This window comes from Amycolatopsis sp. cmx-11-51, from assembly GCF_047608665.1.
Lineage (GTDB): Bacteria > Actinomycetota > Actinomycetes > Mycobacteriales > Pseudonocardiaceae > Amycolatopsis.
The window spans coordinates 246,601-259,732 of sequence record NZ_JADNQO010000001.1 but is presented as its reverse complement, the minus strand read 5'-3'; the positions used below and the strand labels follow the sequence as shown (position 1 = coordinate 259,732).

The 13,132-nt window shown below is 69.0% G+C and carries 20 protein-coding genes; 12 read left to right on the top strand and 8 right to left on the bottom strand.

Annotated features, from left to right (window positions below; translation table 11 throughout):
* Positions 1–457 precede the first annotated feature (457 nt).
* The 4 genes from trxA to ACM6LU_RS01225 form a co-directional block, all read right to left on the bottom strand.
* Positions 458–796, bottom strand: coding sequence for a thioredoxin (gene trxA / locus ACM6LU_RS01240; RefSeq protein WP_414935710.1), 339 nt, complete (start codon positions 794–796; stop codon positions 458–460).
* Positions 797–1,192 carry a MerR family transcriptional regulator gene (locus tag ACM6LU_RS01235; RefSeq protein ID WP_414935709.1) on the bottom strand — a complete coding sequence of 132 codons (396 nt, stop codon included), beginning with the start codon at positions 1,190–1,192 and terminating at the stop codon, positions 797–799.
* An 87-nt stretch (positions 1,193–1,279) separates the two neighbouring features.
* Positions 1,280–1,675, bottom strand: coding sequence for a nitroreductase/quinone reductase family protein (locus tag ACM6LU_RS01230; protein WP_414935708.1), 396 nt, complete (start codon positions 1,673–1,675; stop codon positions 1,280–1,282).
* Positions 1,676–1,702: 27 nt separating this feature from the next.
* Positions 1,703–2,353, bottom strand: coding sequence for a class I SAM-dependent methyltransferase (locus ACM6LU_RS01225; RefSeq protein WP_414935707.1), 651 nt, complete (start codon positions 2,351–2,353; stop codon positions 1,703–1,705).
* Positions 2,354–2,413: 60 nt separating this feature from the next.
* Here ACM6LU_RS01225 and ACM6LU_RS01220 point away from each other — a divergent pair, with 60 nt between their 5' ends.
* Genes ACM6LU_RS01220 through ACM6LU_RS01205 form a run of 4 tightly spaced genes read left to right on the top strand, consistent with a single transcriptional unit; the run spans position 2,414 to position 3,787 of the window.
* Positions 2,414–2,569, top strand: coding sequence for a hypothetical protein (locus ACM6LU_RS01220; protein WP_414935706.1), 156 nt, complete (start codon positions 2,414–2,416; stop codon positions 2,567–2,569).
* Positions 2,570–2,574: 5 nt separating this feature from the next.
* Complete coding sequence (locus tag ACM6LU_RS01215; protein WP_414935705.1) at positions 2,575–3,012, top strand: alpha/beta fold hydrolase; 438 nt, start codon at positions 2,575–2,577, stop codon at positions 3,010–3,012.
* On the top strand, positions 2,916–3,242 hold the full coding sequence (locus tag ACM6LU_RS01210; RefSeq protein ID WP_414937134.1) for an alpha/beta fold hydrolase: 327 nt from the start codon (positions 2,916–2,918) through the stop codon (positions 3,240–3,242). Before ACM6LU_RS01215 ends, ACM6LU_RS01210 begins: the two co-directional genes overlap by 97 nt.
* Complete coding sequence (locus ACM6LU_RS01205) at positions 3,221–3,787, top strand: histidine phosphatase family protein (protein WP_414935704.1); 567 nt, start codon at positions 3,221–3,223, stop codon at positions 3,785–3,787. Before ACM6LU_RS01210 ends, ACM6LU_RS01205 begins: the two co-directional genes overlap by 22 nt.
* Here ACM6LU_RS01205 and ACM6LU_RS01200 read toward each other — a convergent pair.
* Positions 3,784–4,908, bottom strand: a complete 1,125-nt coding sequence (locus ACM6LU_RS01200) for a C40 family peptidase (RefSeq protein WP_414935703.1) — start codon at positions 4,906–4,908, stop codon at positions 3,784–3,786. The genes ACM6LU_RS01205 and ACM6LU_RS01200 overlap by 4 nt on opposite strands.
* An 80-nt stretch (positions 4,909–4,988) precedes the next feature.
* Here ACM6LU_RS01200 and ACM6LU_RS01195 point away from each other — a divergent pair, with 80 nt between their 5' ends.
* From ACM6LU_RS01195 to ACM6LU_RS01175, 5 genes are all read left to right on the top strand, one after another.
* On the top strand, positions 4,989–5,813 hold the full coding sequence (locus ACM6LU_RS01195) for a biotin--[acetyl-CoA-carboxylase] ligase (RefSeq protein ID WP_414935702.1): 825 nt from the start codon (positions 4,989–4,991) through the stop codon (positions 5,811–5,813).
* A gap of 97 nt (positions 5,814–5,910) precedes the next feature.
* Positions 5,911–6,495: a PH domain-containing protein gene (locus ACM6LU_RS01190; protein WP_414935701.1), complete on the top strand. Its 585-nt coding sequence runs from the start codon at positions 5,911–5,913 to the stop codon at positions 6,493–6,495.
* Complete coding sequence (locus tag ACM6LU_RS01185) at positions 6,495–7,427, top strand: hydroxymethylglutaryl-CoA lyase (RefSeq protein ID WP_414935700.1); 933 nt, start codon at positions 6,495–6,497, stop codon at positions 7,425–7,427. The genes ACM6LU_RS01190 and ACM6LU_RS01185 overlap by 1 nt, the downstream gene beginning before the upstream one ends.
* Positions 7,428–7,586: 159 nt before the next feature.
* Positions 7,587–8,417, top strand: coding sequence for a TNT domain-containing protein (locus ACM6LU_RS01180; protein WP_414935699.1), 831 nt, complete (start codon positions 7,587–7,589; stop codon positions 8,415–8,417).
* Positions 8,414–8,698 (top strand): hypothetical protein, encoded by a 285-nt coding sequence (locus ACM6LU_RS01175; protein WP_414935698.1) that lies wholly within the window; start codon positions 8,414–8,416, stop codon positions 8,696–8,698. The genes ACM6LU_RS01180 and ACM6LU_RS01175 overlap by 4 nt, the downstream gene beginning before the upstream one ends.
* A 1-nt stretch (position 8,699) precedes the next feature.
* On the opposite strand, the gene hisN is transcribed toward ACM6LU_RS01175, so the two are convergent.
* A complete protein-coding gene (gene hisN, locus ACM6LU_RS01170) occupies positions 8,700–9,485 on the bottom strand; it encodes a histidinol-phosphatase (RefSeq protein ID WP_414935697.1) in 786 nt (261 codons plus the stop codon).
* Between the two features lie 42 nt (positions 9,486–9,527).
* Here hisN and ACM6LU_RS01165 point away from each other — a divergent pair, with 42 nt between their 5' ends.
* The 3 genes from ACM6LU_RS01165 to ACM6LU_RS01155 all read left to right on the top strand — a co-directional run bounded on the left by ACM6LU_RS01165 (position 9,528) and on the right by ACM6LU_RS01155 (position 12,093).
* Positions 9,528–10,232, top strand: a complete 705-nt coding sequence (locus tag ACM6LU_RS01165; RefSeq protein ID WP_414937049.1) for a response regulator transcription factor — start codon at positions 9,528–9,530, stop codon at positions 10,230–10,232.
* Position 10,233: 1 nt separating this feature from the next.
* Positions 10,234–11,517 carry an ATP-binding protein gene (locus ACM6LU_RS01160; RefSeq protein WP_414935696.1) on the top strand — a complete coding sequence of 428 codons (1,284 nt, stop codon included), beginning with the start codon at positions 10,234–10,236 and terminating at the stop codon, positions 11,515–11,517.
* Between the two features lie 63 nt (positions 11,518–11,580).
* A complete protein-coding gene (locus tag ACM6LU_RS01155; RefSeq protein WP_414935695.1) occupies positions 11,581–12,093 on the top strand; it encodes a hypothetical protein in 513 nt (170 codons plus the stop codon).
* On the opposite strand, the gene ACM6LU_RS01150 is transcribed toward ACM6LU_RS01155, so the two are convergent.
* Both ACM6LU_RS01150 and ACM6LU_RS01145 read right to left on the bottom strand, forming a co-directional pair.
* Positions 12,071–12,484: a hypothetical protein gene (locus ACM6LU_RS01150; protein ID WP_414935694.1), complete on the bottom strand. Its 414-nt coding sequence runs from the start codon at positions 12,482–12,484 to the stop codon at positions 12,071–12,073. The two genes, ACM6LU_RS01155 and ACM6LU_RS01150, sit on opposite strands and share 23 nt — an antisense overlap.
* A gap of 3 nt (positions 12,485–12,487) precedes the next feature.
* Complete coding sequence (locus ACM6LU_RS01145) at positions 12,488–13,120, bottom strand: response regulator transcription factor (protein ID WP_414935693.1); 633 nt, start codon at positions 13,118–13,120, stop codon at positions 12,488–12,490.
* Between the last annotated feature and the right edge of the window lie 12 nt (positions 13,121–13,132).

The window sequence follows — 13,132 nt, the reverse complement described above, 5'->3', positions numbered from 1 at the left end:
CGGCAACTTAACCTTCGTGCGAAGCGGTCGCCACGGGCGGCTTCGTTGCCACTGAGGGATTTCCGCGCAGATCGTTCGCGACCCCGGCATGTCGTCTTAAGTACAGGAAGGGGCCCTTTCTTGTGTCTAGCGCAAGGAAGGGGTTCCGCGCACAGAATCAGGACGCGCCAGTGCGCGAAGTGGGCGAAGGTACTTTGCGTAGATCGCCCGCCGAAGCATCGTGAGTCAATTCCCGGACCTGTCGTCATAGGTCCTTTCAGAACACTTCGCGCTCTCAAGCGACCTGTGATTACAGATGTTCGTCAGGTTTGACAGCGCACTGTTGCGGCCGTATCTGGCCAAAGGCGCCCATCGGGTGAACCTGACAAGTTCGCACATCACGGAATTGGTACCAGCGCATATGTTCGACTGGCGCTAATGTCGAAAGAGAGCAGCAAGACCGGGTGAAAGGAGGTGATCAGACGCCGGTCGTCTGCAGAACGGAATCCAGGTCCGCCAGCAGCCGGGCTTTCGGCTTGGCGCCGACGGTCGTCCACACCGGACTCCCGTCGTGGAAAAGAATCAAGGTCGGCAGGGACATGACCTGGTAGTTCCTTGCCAAAAGCGGGTTTTCGTCGGAGTTCAGCTTGCGGATGATCAGCGCGTCGGCGCGCTCATCGGCGATCTCGGCGAGCACCGGCGCGATCATGTGACAAGGCGGGCACCACTGCGCCCAGAAGTCCACCAGGACGGGCTTGTCCTGTTCCAGGACGAGTTCTCGGAAGGTTTCATCGGTGACGACAGAAAGGGATGACATTCAGGTCTCCTCGTATTCCGGCACGACGACACACGGACCCGGCGGCGTTTTCAGCGCGCCCGCCAACTTGGCCAGCAGGCTGCCCCGCACGTCGTTGAGCCTGGACAGGCAGGCGTCCACCTCGGCGAGTTTGCGTTGGTAGACCTCGATCGAATCGGCGCACGAGTCGCCGGTCTCGTGACCGGCGCGCAGGCACTCGACGAAAGGCCGGGTGTCTTCGAGGCTGAGCCCGACCGCTTGCAGGGTCAGGATCTCGTTGACCAGACGGTAGTCGTCCTCGTCGTATTCCCGGTACCCGTTCGACGCGCGCCGTGCGTCGAGAAGTCCTTGTGACTCATAGAAACGCAGCGCGCGGGTGGTGGTTCCGGTACGCGCGGCGAGTTCGCCGATCCGCATGGTTCCGAGCGTAAACCTTGTCCTTGGCGTCAAGGCAAGAATCCTTGTCCGGATCGCCACGGCTGACCACGGTTGTGTCCGGATAGATCACTCGTCGAGATCGACTCGGATGGTGAGGAGGTTCGTGCCGATCGCCCGCACGGCGGCGCTGTTGAACCTGGGCAGGGCCTTCAACCGGGCGCGGGGATCGTCGTCTGGGAGCAGATGTGCCGTGCCGGTGTGCCACTGGCCTTTGAGCCGGACCCGGACACGTGGATCGGCCTGGATGTTGCGGACGTACTGCGACTTCTCGCCGAACTCCGAGACGATCCAGAACTCGCGGCCCACCCGGCGGCCATCGAGCGGCGTTTGCCGGGGTACCCCGGACTTGCGGCCGGTGGTCTCGAGGATCGACTGATTCGGCAGCCGGACGAGGAGCGGGTTCGCGACGTTCCGCTGAAACGTCGTGGCCACCCGGTGCTTGATCTCGTGAAAGCGCGACATGCTGCTCCAGAGGCTCGAAGAGGAGGTCTAGGTCAAGGTTGCCCGGCGCAACAGCAGCGTGCACCGCTCGCTGGGATGTTCGAAGCCGGCGTGCGGTCCGCGGTCGAGGCGGGCGACGAGGTCGAAGCCCGCGGTGCGCGACGCCGACACCTCGGCGTCCGGATCGAGGAACCGGAAACTCAGGTCGACATCGCGACCCCACCAGGTGCCAAGGGTCTTCACCCCGCCGGACGGGAAGTCGGGATCTTGGACATGAAAGGAGAGCAGGGCGTACGCGCCGGGCCGCAGAACCCGGGCGAATTCGTGATAGGCCGCCGCCCGGTGGTCGTCGTCGAGATGGATGGTCGCGTAGAGGCAGACCAGTCCGTCCAGTGCCGCGACTCGCAGGGGTAACGCCGTCATGTCCGCGGCACAGGCCGGTAGCGAGGTGCGGCGCCGGACGGCCGCGCACATCGCGGTCGAGAGATCCAGGCCGACGACTCGCGAGCCTCGGGAGGCCAGATAAGCGGCGACCTGTCCAGGGCCGCAGCCGATGTCGGCGACCGTTCCTTCGCGGACCAGTTCGGCGAAAGCGTCGAGCAGGGCGCGGTCCAGGGGCTTGTGCCGGAGTTCGTCACCGAGTTCCTCGGCGTACCGGTCGGCCACCAGGTCGTAGCTCCGGCGCGTCTGGTCGGTCATGATCGTCGACGGTACTGGAACTCACCCGGTTTTCGTCGGCCGCGTCAGTACGCTCGGCTCATGGTGAACGAGTCCGACGTGGACTTGGGGGATGGGACCACAGTGCACACGTACGACACGGGCGGGACCGGCCCGGTGGTCTCCTGGCGCTACGGAACCCCGAACATCGGTGCTCAGCCGGCGCCGCTGTTCCCGCCGCCGAACTGCTCGGGCTGAGGTGGGTGTCCTACGACCGGCCCGGCTATGGCGGCTCGACGCCCCGGCGGGGAAGGAACGCCGCCTCGGTGGCGGGCGATGTCGCGCAGATCGCCGATGCCCTGAAGATCGAGAGGTTCGCGGTCTTCGATCATTCCGGTGGCGGCCCGCACGCGCTCGCCTGCGCGGCTCTGCTCCCGGAACGCGTTTCGGCGGCGGTCGGCGTCGCGAGTATGGCTCCGCGCGACGGGGAAGGGCTCGACTGGTTCGAGGGAATGGGCAGGGTGGGTGTCGAATCGTTGACCGCGGCCTTGGCCGGACGAACGGAAAGGAGGCATACGAGGCATCGGCGGAGTACGACCCCGAGATGTTCACCGCGTCGGATCACGCGACCCTGTCGGGCGACTGGCAGTGGTTCCTCGATGTCGTCGGCCCGGCGCTCGAAGGCGGGCCGGGTGGGTTGATCGATGACGATCTCGCGTACGTCGCGCCGTGGGGGTTCCAGCCGTCCGACGTCAAGGCGCCGGTTCTGCTTCCGCACGGTGGCGCGGACCGGATCGCGCCGTTCGGACATGGCGAGTGGCTCGCTCGGCGGATCGCCACGGCCGAGTTGCGCGCGTATCCCGAGGACGGGCACATCTCGATCCTCCGCCACGGAGAGTCCGTGCTCGAATGGCTGGCAGAGCACGCTTGACCTGCGACATCGTTCTCGTCCGGCACGCCGAGTCCGTTCCGCCCTCGCCGGGGGAACCCGACGACCCGGATCGGCCCCTGACGGCGGCGGGTGTGGCGGCCTCGGAACTCCTCGCGCACGAACTCGTCGCGATGAACCCGACGGCGGTGGTGTCGAGTCCGTACCGGAGAGCGGTCTCGACGGTCGCACCCGCGGCCAGGAAGGCAGGGCTCGAAGTCACCATGCGCTGGAAGCTGCGTGAATGGGACTCGGGACTGGAGCCGACGGCGGACTACGCCGTGCACCACGAGCGCAGCTGGGCCGATCCGGACTTCGCTCGGCCGGGCGGTGAAAGCCTGCGGCAACTGACGACACGGGCGATGGCCGCTGTCGGGGAGATCGCGGATCAGCACTTCGGCGGCGTCGTCCTGGTGGGCAGTCACGGTACGTTCGTGTCCCGCCTGCTGGCCGGGCTCACCCCGGGAATCGGCTGGCCGTTCTCGCGGGACATGCCGATGCCCGCCGTCCACCGGCTGCGTTGGCGCCGAGACGGCCCCGTTCTTTAGGCCGACGGCCGTCCCGCGCCGGTGTAGTCGTCGCCCTTCGAGTGATACGTGTGGATCTGGATCGCCTGGCCCTGGGTGGGCGCGTTGATCATCAGGCCGTTTCCCAGATAAAGCCCGACGTGATGGATCCGCGTCGCCGGGTTCCCGTAGAACACGAGATCGCCGAGTTTCGGTTCCTGTCCACCGGGGACCTGCGGCAGGGCCCGGAACTGGCTGTCCGCGGTCCGCGGAAGCCCGACTCCGGCTTCGTCGTAGGACGCCTTGGTCAGCCCGGAGCAGTCGAAGCCCGCCGCGCCCGCCTCCGGCCCGTTGCCGCCCCACACGTACGGGAGCCCCAGCTGGCCGAGGGCGAACCTGGCCGCCTTCACCGCGGGGCTGGAGGCTCGCGCCGGGTCGAGGGACAGGGTCGCGTACAGCTGGGCGTTGCCCAGAACGCGCTGGCGGAACAGTTCGGCTTCATTGCCCTTGCCGCCCTGGTAGCCGGCGATCGCCTTCCACCAGCCGTTGCCGCCGCCGAGGTCGGCCCCGGAGGCGCACAGCGCGCGACCGGCGGCGACAGCGGCGGAATCGGGGTCGGCGAGCGCGGGTTTCGCGATCCCGGGAATCGACGTGCCGTGCTTCTTCCACTGCTGTGCCGACAGGCCGAGGGGGTTGTCGCCGCCACGTCCGTGGTTCGAGCTCGCCGCGCCGACTCCGGCAAGGGTGACCCAGGACAGATGACAGTTCGGCTGCTCGCCGCGCAGCGCGAGCTCGCCGTTCGCATAGCCGATCAGCGACTTCGCCGGGATGTCGAGCGACCCGGCGAGCTTGTTGGCCCACTCTTCGAGCGGCCGGGCGCCCTTCGGCGTCTCCTGGGCCTTGACCGGCGCGCTGACTTCGAGGACCGACGGGCCCGCGCCGCCGCCGACGGTGGCCGGGTCCTGGTTGGCGGCGGGGAGCGGGGCCTGCTGGATCCCGCCGGCAGGCGCCGGATCGTCGCCGCCCGCGAGCAGCCAGCCCGCCGTCGCGAGCCCCGCGACCAGCGGGAGGGCGACCAGGCTGCGCATCGCCACACCATGGGCCCACGACTTCTTCTTCGGGCCGGTTTCGGGCACGCTCGTGGCGGACTCGGGCTCGGTCACGCCGTCCAGGTTATTGGAGACCACCTCTGCGTAACGAGCGAACGTCTTGCACGTTAGGGGGACTCTCATATTCTGGACAAATGAGTGAGACGGGAGCGCTCGACGCCGAGCGTCTGAGTGCCGCGCTGTCCGGCCGGTATGCCGCGATCCAGGTCGTGGCAACCACCGGGTCCACCAACGCCGACCTGCGGGAAGCCGCCGCGAGGGGGGCCGAGGACCGCACCGTGCTGATCGCCGAAGAGCAGACGGCAGGTGTCGGCCGCCGCGCCCGGCGGTGGTCCTCGCCGAAGGGAGCGGGCCTCTACGTCAGCGTTCTGCTGCGTCCGCGTGGGGTCCCGTTCGCCACCTTGGGTTCACTTTCCGTGGTCGCCGGCCTCGCGGTGCGGGAGGTCGCCGCGAACCTCGGCGTCGACGCCGTCCTCAAGTGGCCGAATGACGTCCTCGCCGGGCCGGAGCACGCCAAATGCGCGGGCATCCTGGCGGAGGCGGTCGCCGGAGAGGAGGCCACCGTGGTGCTCGGCATCGGCCTGAACGTGCTGCCGTTGGGCGAGAACGTCCCCGCCGGGCCCGGTGGCCTGCCCGCGACCTCGCTGGCCGAGCAGGGGGCGACGAAGACCGATCGCGCCGAGATCGCCGCGCGGCTGCTCACCGGTTTCGACGAACTCGAACACCGCTGGCGGCTCGCCCGTGGGTCATTGGCCGAGGCGGGCCTGCTCGGGGACTACCGGCGGCATTGCGCCACGCTGGGCCAGGACGTCGAGGTCCAGCTGCCCGACGGTTCGGCGCTGACCGGCCGCGCCGCCGACATCGATCCCGCCGGCCAGCTCCAGGTCGACGTTCCCGGTGGTGAGCGGTACACGGTGTTCGCCGGGGACGTCGTCCACGTAAGGCCCGCCAAGGCTTGATCCGGAGGTCTCGATTTTCGGCGCCTCCTCGTCCGCCGAGACCGTTCGCCGGTACGGTGAGCCCACCAGCGCCGAACACACTTTGGGAGCGTCCCTCGTGGCCTATCCGGACGATTTGCTCAGCGAAAACGAGCACGTCGTGGTGCACAGTCACCCGCATTTCAAAATGCTGATCTTCCCCTTCGTCGCGCTGATCGTCACGCTCGGCGTCGGCGTCTGGCTGGGCATCCTGGCGAAGGACGCGGCGGCCCCGTGGGACCTGATCTCGCTGATCGCGGTCGGCGCGATCGGGCTCGGTCTCGTCGTGTGGCTCTTCCTGGCGCCGTTCGTCCGCTGGCGCACGACGCACTTCATCGTGACCACGGACCGCCTGATCGCCCGGGAGGGCGTGCTCAAGCGCACCGGGATCGACATCCCGCTGTCGCGGATCAACAGTGTCCAGTTCGAGCACGGGCTGCTGGACCGCGTCTTCGGCTGCGGCACGCTGGTCATCGAGTCGGCTTCGGACGAACCGCTCAAATTCGACGACATCCCCAAGGTCGAGCGGGTGCACACGGTCATCTACCGCGAGGTCAACGACAACCCGTACGACGACTTCGCGCCGCCCGCCGCGGGCGGGCCGCAGCAGACCGAACCCCTGCCGCCGCAGGGACACCAGCCGCGCGGAAACCGGCGTCGCTGATGGGCACGCGAGAGCTGGGGCTGCCCGATCGCGTCCCGTCCGCCGCCGCGCTGCCGGAGCGGGTGACGATCTGGGAGGTCGGCCCGCGGGACGGCCTGCAGAACGAGAAGTCGATCGTTCCGGTCGAGGTCAAGCTCGAGTTCCTGGACAAGCTCGCCGACGCCGGGTTGACCACGCTCGAAGCGACCAGTTTCGTGAGCCCGAAATGGGTGCCGCAGCTGGCCGACGCCGAGCAACTCCTGTCAGGGCTCGATCGGCGTGAAGGTGTCCGTTATCCGGTGCTCGTCCCGAACGAGCGCGGATTGGACAGGGCGCTGGAGGCCGGGGTCTCGCATATCGCGATCTTCGCCAGCGCCACCGAGACCTTCGCCAAGAAGAACCTCAACGCGACGGTGGACGACCAGTTCGCGATGTTCGAGCCGGTCGTCACCCGTGCGCGGGCCGAAGGTCTCGACGTCCGCGGATACGTGTCGATGTGCTTCGGCGACCCGTGGGAGGGCGCCGTCCCGGCCACGCAGGTCGCCGGAGTGGGCAAACGTCTCCTGGACCTCGGCTGTTCGCAGCTTTCGCTCGGGGACACCATCGGTGTCGCCACCGCGGGCCAGGTCGAGGCGCTGATCGGGCAGTTCTCCGACGTCGACGCGCTGGCCGTCCACTTCCACGACACCTACGGCCAGGCGCTCGCGAACACGTTGGCGGCGCTCCGCTGCGGTGTGTCCACTGTGGACTCCTCCGCCGGTGGTCTCGGCGGCTGCCCGTACGCCGAGTCGGCGACCGGGAACCTCGCGACCGAGGATCTGGTGTGGATGCTCGACGGTCTCGGCGTCGAAACCGGTGTCGACCTCGACGCGCTGGTGTCGACGAGCAAGTGGATGGCGGGGAAGCTGGGCCGACCGAGTCCGTCACGGGTGGTCAACGCGCTCGCGGGATGAGACCGTCGCCGGGAAACCGTGGCGACTGCCGGCCCGCGCGGGCCTTGACGCGCTTCCGGGTATCCGCCGACGAGATCACCGTTCGGCGCTAAGGTCTTAGCGCGTCCTGTCCGCTGCCTCCCCCTTCACCGGTGGGACCGATTCCTTGGGGGAGGTGCGGTGACCGATCCGAGCGAGGCCGGCACGGGCCCGATTCGGCTGCCCGTCCAGTACAAAGGCGCTGACGCACCGACGCCGCCTCACGGTGCGCGCGCTCCATACGCGCCTTCGCCGTGGCCGCTCGCGGTGGCGCCGTTGCGAGTTCCGTTCCCTCCGCCGCCCGCCGCCCCGCCGCCCATGGGCGCCCTGCGGACCGAACGGGAGAGCGTGATCGCGCTGTTCCTCGTGCACATGTTCCCCATCGGGCATCTTCCGGTGGCGATGAGCAGACCAGCGCGCCAGTTGCCGCTCCCCGACGGCGGTTCCGGCCCGCTGGATCACCCCGAGGCGGACGTGCTGGACGACCTGGACGCGTTGTCGCACGTCAGCAGCGGTTTCCGGCGATCGCCGACGACTCCGGCCGTCGTTCCCCCGCCGGCGTTGACCAGGGGACACGACCCCTGGGGCGAAGGGTCCCAAGAGGACTGGCGAAAGCGTTTCCTCGGTGAAACCGGCTATCTGTGGCCGCCCGGCGAACTCTTCCCCGAGGGCGGTATCGATCCGGCGAAGCCGGTGATGCTCGAGGTCGGTACCCATCTCGACCGCTTCGGTGACCGGCACGGCCGGGTCTTCGCCGAGGACGCGACCTTGTATTCGATGCGTTCGTTGCCGCCCGGCCAGGTCACCGCGTATCGGCGTTACCGCGTCGTCCGGCCGTTGCCGGTCTGGCGTTCGGTGACCGCCGAGTGGTTCGGCCAGCCGGGCGGCGGAGTCCGTTTTCGGGCGGTGCTGGGCGCCGATGAACTCGTCACGCTGGGCTTTCTGGCGGACGTCACGGGGGAGGTTCGGTGAACACGGGGACGATCCTGCGATGGCTGGCCGCGCTGGGGGTGCCGCCCGAGGTGGTCTCGGTCGGCGCGGAGGCGGACAACGCCTGGTGTCTCATGCGCTCGGACGCAGAAGGCACAGACGGCGCCGAGCCCGCCTGGGAAGTCTTCTGGCGTGAGCAGGGCAACCGGTACGACTGGGCGCGGTTCACCAGTGAACAGGTCGCCTGCCACTACCTTTTCGGCCGTCTGGCCTGGTCACAGGTCGCGCGCGGCGCCGTCGGCCTCCTCCCCGGCGCGCAGTGATTCAGCGCTTCAAAATGGCGAGGACCTCGTCGTGGAGCAGGCCGTTCGTCGAAAGCGCTGAGCCGTTGTCGTAGCGCGCCACGCCGGAAAGGTCGGTGAACCGTCCACCCGCCTCGGTGATCAGCACCTGGGCCGCGGCGACGTCCCACGGATTGACGACGCATTCCGCGGTGACGTCGAGCGCGCCCTCGGCCACCAGGCAGTGGTGCCAGAAGTCGCCGAAAGCGCGGCTTTCCCAGCACGCGTTGACGAGGTCGAGGTATTTCTCCCGCGAGTGGTACTCGACCCACGAGTTCAGGTCGGTCGTCGACAGGTACGCGTCTTCGAGCGACGCGACCTTCGACACCGAAAGACGTCGTTCGCCGGCGGAGTCGCGCATCCAGGCGCCGTCCCCGGCGGCCGCCCACCAGCGGCGGCCGAGCAGCGGCGCGCTGATCATGCCCACCACCGGGGTGCCGTCTTCGACCAGCGCGATCAGCGTCGCCCAGACCGGTACGCCGCGCAGGAAGTTCTTGGTCCCGTCGATCGGGTCGAGCACCCAGGCCCGGCCGGTCGTGGCCGAACCGCCGCGTTCTTCGCCGAGGACGGTGTCTTCCGGACGTTGTGTGGCGAGGATCGCGCGGATCGCGTCTTCGACGGCGGTGTCCGCGTCGGTGACCGGAGTCCGGTCGGGTTTGCGCTCCACGGCCAGGTCCAGCGCGCGGAAGCGGTCGGTGGTGATGGCGTCGGCGGCGTCGGCCAGCCGGGTGGCGAGTTCCAGATCATTCTCGTAGCCAGGCACGGTCACGATGCTTTCACGCCCGGCAGTCGTAGAGTTGGCCAGGTGAGCATGGTGTTACTCGCCGAGGACGACCCGGCCATCGCCGATCCGCTTTCCCGCGCGCTGCAGCGGGAGGGATACGACGTGCGTGTCGTCGGCGACGGACCCGCCGCCCTCGACGCGACCGAGAGTGATCGAGTGGACCTCCTGGTCCTCGATCTCGGTCTGCCGGGGATGGACGGGCTCGAGGTCTGCCGCCGCCTGCGCGCGAGCGGCACCGAGGTGCCGGTGCTGATGCTCACCGCGCGCACGGACGAGGTCGACTTCGTGGTCGGGCTCGACGCGGGCGCCGACGACTACGTCGCCAAGCCGTTCCGGCTCGCCGAACTGCTGGCCCGCATCCGGGCACTGCTCCGCCGCCGGGCACCCGAGGTGCTCGACGCCGGGGGAGTGCGGATGGACCTCGGTGCCCGGATGGTCACCGTGGATCTGCACGAGGTGCAGCTGGCGAACAAGGAGTTCGAGCTGCTGCGGGTGCTGATGAGCCGCGCCGGCCAGGTGGTCAGCCGCGACGAGATCCTCGCCGAGGTGTGGAACGACCTCGAATCGAAGACTTCGAAGACACTCGACATGCACATGTCGTGGCTGCGCCGGAAGCTCGCGATCGCCGCGGACGAGGCCGCGGGCCGGACGGCGAAGCCCGGCGGCAACGGCGACGGCGAACGGCGGATCGCCACGGTCCGCGGCGTCGGCTTCCGCTTCAACGCGGAATAGCATGCGCCGTCGCATCCTCCTGGCGATCCTTCTCGCCGTCGCGGTCACGGCGGCGGTGCTGGGCATCCCGCTGGGAATCACCGCCTGGCAGCTGGTCGAGAACCTCAACCGCGAGAACCTGGCTTCCTCGGCGCGCGGGATCGCGGCGACGCTGGACAACGAGATCGCCGTCGGCCAGCCGATCAACCTCGACCTGCTCCGGGTGGGCGTGCCGCAGGGCGGGCTGCTGACCGTCCGCGCGCAGGGGCAGATCGAGAAGCGGTATGGCTCCGACCCCGGTACCGATGTGGTGTCCGAGCGAGCGCCGATCGCGTTGCACGGCGAGGTCGAGCTGGCCATTCCCGCCGGGCCGATGCGTACCCGGCAGACCCAGGTGACGTTGCTCGTGGTGTTGCTGGTCGTGCTGTCGGTGGGCACCGGCACGGTGGTCGCGACCGTGACGGCGCGACGGCTCGCGAAACCGCTGAGACACGTCGCCGATCGCGCGGTCAAACTCGGTGGCGGTGATTTCCGGCCGGATCCGAAGCGCTACGGCGTCGGCGAACTCGACATGGTCGCCGAAGCGCTCGACGCGTCCGGCTCGGCGCTGGCGCAGCTCGTCCAGCGAGAACGCCAGCTCGTCGGCGACGTTTCCCATCAGCTGCGGAGCCGGCTGACCGCGTTGCAGCTGCGGCTCGAACCGCTCACCGTCCATCCCGATCAGGACGTCGTCGACGAGGCGAAGGCCGCGCAGGAACAGGCGGATCGGCTGGCCGGGGCACTCGACGAACTGCTGGCCGCCGCGCGGGCGGCGCGCGAGGTCGGCGCGGAACCGGTGAATCTGCCGGAGGTGCTCCCGATCGTGTCGGAAGAATGGCGACAGCTGCTTCGCGCCGAAGGCAGGCATCTGCGGCTCCGTGTCGGTGACGGGTTAAGAGCGAGGGCCACCCCTGGCCGGTTGCGCGAGGTTGTCGGCGTCCTGCTCGACAACGCGTTGCGTCACGGCGCGGGGACCGTCACGCTCGCGGCTCGGCGTGGCGACACGGACGGCACCGTGGTCATCGAGGTCGCCGACACCGGGTCGGGCGTGCCCGACGAGCTGGCGCCGCACATCTTCGAACGCGGATTCTCCGGCGGCGGGTCGACCGGCGTCGGGCTCGCCCTCGCCCGTGCCCTCATCGAGGCTGACGGCGGGCGGCTGGAGTTGTCGAGCAAGCAGCCCGCGGTGTTCAGCCTCTTTTTGAAGGTCCCCCGTCCTGGCGATGTGGCCGAAGTGCGCTGGCCCGCCGAGCGGGTCCCTCGCTAGGACCTCCCGAAGGATCTCCCGATCGGGCAACGCCGGGGAAGCGCGCAGACCTAACGTCGAGGGGTGCACGCGTCGGCGTTCCGATACAGCCCACCGGGGAATCCGGTGGCCGCGGCGACCGTGGAGATCGGCAAGGTGACGGTTTCCGTGCGGTTGTCCTTCGACGGCGACCCGTCCGCGTACCGCTGTCCGGCCGGTGGGGTGGAGCGGAGGGAAGCCGAAGCCCTGGATCTGCTCTCGAAGGGCCTGTTCGTCAGCGGGATCGACACCCCGATCGCGACCGTCACCGGAGCGGCGGGTCATCGGTTCGTCCAGGAGAACGCCGTGTTCCAGCCCCCGGACCGCTGGATCTACCGGGGCAGCTGCGGGGTCGGTGCCAGCCGGAACGGGCTGACCTTGACCGGTGTGCTCGGCTACCGTCTCGAAGTCCGTGGCGGCTGGGCTCGACGGGCCGGTGAATGCGGCCCGCCCGCGACGGCGGCCGAATGGTGCGAGTTCTTCGGTGCGCAGCTGGCGTCCATCGGAGGGGTGGTCCTGCGGCGGGCCTCGGTGCTCAGTCCCGGTACTCCGCCGTGACCGTGACGACGAACGCCGCCCTGGCGGGCAGGCCGAGGCTGACCCACAGCCCGGTCGGGTCGGTTTCTCCGAGAGCCAGCCGCACCGGCTGCTCGTCGACCATCAAGCTTTCGGTCCAGATCAAGGCTCGCAGCGACCGGTCGAGCAGGGTGTGCTCGTCCCGGACCTTGCCCGCCCGCGCCGCGACCAGATACGACAGCTCACACCGCTTCGCCCGCACGGTGCCGGTTCCCGGGCCGGCACCGTGCAGGGCGAAGAGGAACAAGTCGACGCTCGACACCCGCGTCTCGGTCTGCCAGGTGGGTTTCGGCGGATCCAGCCGGACCACCGTCCCCTCCGGCAGATGCGGTGCGATGAGCTGGCACAAAGCCTCGTCGACCTGAGTGATCACGAGTCAGATCAATCCCTCACGCAGTGCGTAAGCCACCGCGTGCGAGCGGTTCCGTAGCTGGAAGCGATTGGTCACGTCGTGCAGGATGCTCTTCACCGTGCGCTGCGAGTAGCAGAGCTGGTCGGCGATCTCCTGTGTCGAGAACCCCGACGCGACCAGCTTGAGCACCTCGGTTTCCCGGCTGCTCATGCCGCCGAGGTGCAGGCCACGCGGCTGCAGGACCTGACGCTGCAGCCGGGAGACCCGGTGCAGAAGCCTGCCGAGCAGGTCGGGCGGGAGCGCGCCTTCCCCGGCCGCGGCCGCCTTGATCAGCCGGACCAGGACATCGGCGCCCGCCTCCGAGCGGCGAGCGACCGCGCAGACGCCGTGCTCGATGGCGCTGAGGATCTCGTTGTCGTCGACTTCACCCGCGACGAGCACGATGCGGGTGAACCCCTGGTGGTGCAGCGCGGACAGCAATCGCGTCATCGCCTCGTCGAGGCGGTCGGTGACCAGGAGGGCCACCATGGTCGGGTCGGCGGTCTCCCCGTCCACCAGCCAGACGTCGTCACGGGAGCGAAGCGTCATACAGACGCCGTTGTGCAGGATCGGATCGGTGGCGCGGACGATCACCGGTGTCCTGTTCGGTTCGAACATGTGACTCCCATT

Excerpts from the sequence above, each read along its gene's own strand:
- trxA (WP_414935710.1), bottom strand. The coding sequence starts at position 796 with ATGTCATCCCTTTCTGTCGTCACCGATGAAACCTTCCGAGAACTCGTC.
- ACM6LU_RS01235 (WP_414935709.1), bottom strand. The coding sequence starts at position 1,192 with ATGCGGATCGGCGAACTCGCCGCGCGTACCGGAACCACCACCCGCGCG.
- ACM6LU_RS01230 (WP_414935708.1), bottom strand. The coding sequence starts at position 1,675 with ATGTCGCGCTTTCACGAGATCAAGCACCGGGTGGCCACGACGTTTCAG.
- ACM6LU_RS01225 (WP_414935707.1), bottom strand. The coding sequence starts at position 2,353 with ATGACCGACCAGACGCGCCGGAGCTACGACCTGGTGGCCGACCGGTAC.
- ACM6LU_RS01220 (WP_414935706.1), top strand. The coding sequence starts at position 2,414 with ATGGTGAACGAGTCCGACGTGGACTTGGGGGATGGGACCACAGTGCAC.
- ACM6LU_RS01210 (WP_414937134.1), top strand. The coding sequence starts at position 2,916 with ATGTTCACCGCGTCGGATCACGCGACCCTGTCGGGCGACTGGCAGTGG.
- ACM6LU_RS01205 (WP_414935704.1), top strand. The coding sequence starts at position 3,221 with ATGGCTGGCAGAGCACGCTTGACCTGCGACATCGTTCTCGTCCGGCAC.
- ACM6LU_RS01195 (WP_414935702.1), top strand. The coding sequence starts at position 4,989 with ATGAGTGAGACGGGAGCGCTCGACGCCGAGCGTCTGAGTGCCGCGCTG.
- ACM6LU_RS01185 (WP_414935700.1), top strand. The coding sequence starts at position 6,495 with ATGGGCACGCGAGAGCTGGGGCTGCCCGATCGCGTCCCGTCCGCCGCC.
- ACM6LU_RS01165 (WP_414937049.1), top strand. The coding sequence starts at position 9,528 with ATGGTGTTACTCGCCGAGGACGACCCGGCCATCGCCGATCCGCTTTCC.
- ACM6LU_RS01160 (WP_414935696.1), top strand. The coding sequence starts at position 10,234 with ATGCGCCGTCGCATCCTCCTGGCGATCCTTCTCGCCGTCGCGGTCACG.
- ACM6LU_RS01145 (WP_414935693.1), bottom strand. The coding sequence starts at position 13,120 with ATGTTCGAACCGAACAGGACACCGGTGATCGTCCGCGCCACCGATCCG.